This window comes from Alicyclobacillus sacchari (assembly GCF_004366795.1).
GTDB classification, from domain to species: domain Bacteria; phylum Bacillota; class Bacilli; order Alicyclobacillales; family Alicyclobacillaceae; genus Alicyclobacillus; species Alicyclobacillus sacchari.
Map to the genome: position 1 here is coordinate 1 of NZ_SORF01000061.1, position 1,218 is coordinate 1,218.

Annotated in this window: 2 protein-coding genes; both read right to left on the reverse strand. The window is 61.7% G+C overall.

The window, feature by feature from the left end:
- Positions 1–172 (reverse strand): YolD-like family protein (locus tag C7445_RS14870; protein ID WP_166669190.1); only part of this gene is annotated, 172 nt, incomplete at its 3' end.
- A partial coding sequence (locus tag C7445_RS14430; protein WP_134161414.1) for a DinB/UmuC family translesion DNA polymerase occupies positions 169–1,218 on the reverse strand: 1,050 nt, incomplete at its 5' end. The genes C7445_RS14870 and C7445_RS14430, both read right to left, overlap by 4 nt.

Below are 1,218 nucleotides of genomic sequence, written 5' to 3' on the forward strand. Positions count from 1 at the left end.
ACCCCTCGCGAATCGCCTCGCTGAGTGTGTACTGCATCTCCTCCAAGCGCTCCTCGGTGAGCGCCGGGCGTTTGCGTCTTGTTCGTTCACGCTGGATTTGCGCCATGAGCGCTCGATGCTCGGGCAACACAAGCCGCATGGCCTCGAAGATGTTGCCGTCCCGAATGTTCATGAGTAGTGTCCTCCAATGCGCATACTCCGTTCTCGCAGCTGTCCTGCGCGCGTCAGGCTCACCGCGCGCATGATGGACGTCTTGCCATAGCGTGCGCGAATCTCGTCTACCGTCTCGTACAGCCGTGTCCGCGCCGGCACGTTCTCGAACAGCGACAGCTGGACGGTCTCACGAAATTGCAGCATGTCCACGCTCACCGACACGGCCCGCACGCCGGAGCCGTCCCAATGTTGGTCCAGTAGCGCTAGGAGTACCGGATACAGTTCACCTGGGTCGTTTGTGGCGCGGGGCAAGGTCTTGGCGCGGTAAAACCCACCCGTCAATCCCTCGTAGGTGAGGCCAAGTCCCACACGGCTACCGGCTTGATGGGCATGGCGCAGTCGGTGACACACCTCGTCCAGCAACTCCAGGATGACGACGGCGATCTCGTTGCGCTCGTAGAAGTCCCGCGGCAATGTCGTGCGATGAGAGAAGCCCTTGTGTGGCGCGTGGTAACTGTCCGGGTTGATGTCGCTCCAGTCGATCCCGTTCGCCCAACGGTGGATGACCTCGCCCCACGCACCGAATTCGGCCTTGAGCACCCCGACGGGCAGGCGCGCAACGTCGCCAATCGTTTCGCACTTGAACTTGTGCCGCAGGACTTCCGCCCGGCGCTTCAGCCCCCACATCTCCTCGACGGGCAAGGGATGGAGAAAAGCGGGAATGTCCTCTTCTCGCCACCACACGATGCCACCAGTCGACTTCTTGGCGGCTTTGTTCGCCATCTTCGCGAGCCACTTGTTCGGCGCAAGCCCAATGCGCGCGCGGATGCGAAACTGATCCCAAATGCGCGCTTGGAGGTTGCGTGCCGCCGCGATCGGGTCAGGAAACAAGCTTGACGGGTACGGGAACGCGATGAAGCCCTCGTCGACCGAGAACTGTTCTTGCAACGGAAAGCACTGCTGCATGAGCATCTGAATCCGAACCGACACGTGCAAGTAGAAGGCCATGTGCGGCCGCACGACGATGAGACGCGGATACAGTCGTAGCGCCTCGCCCAAGCGCAT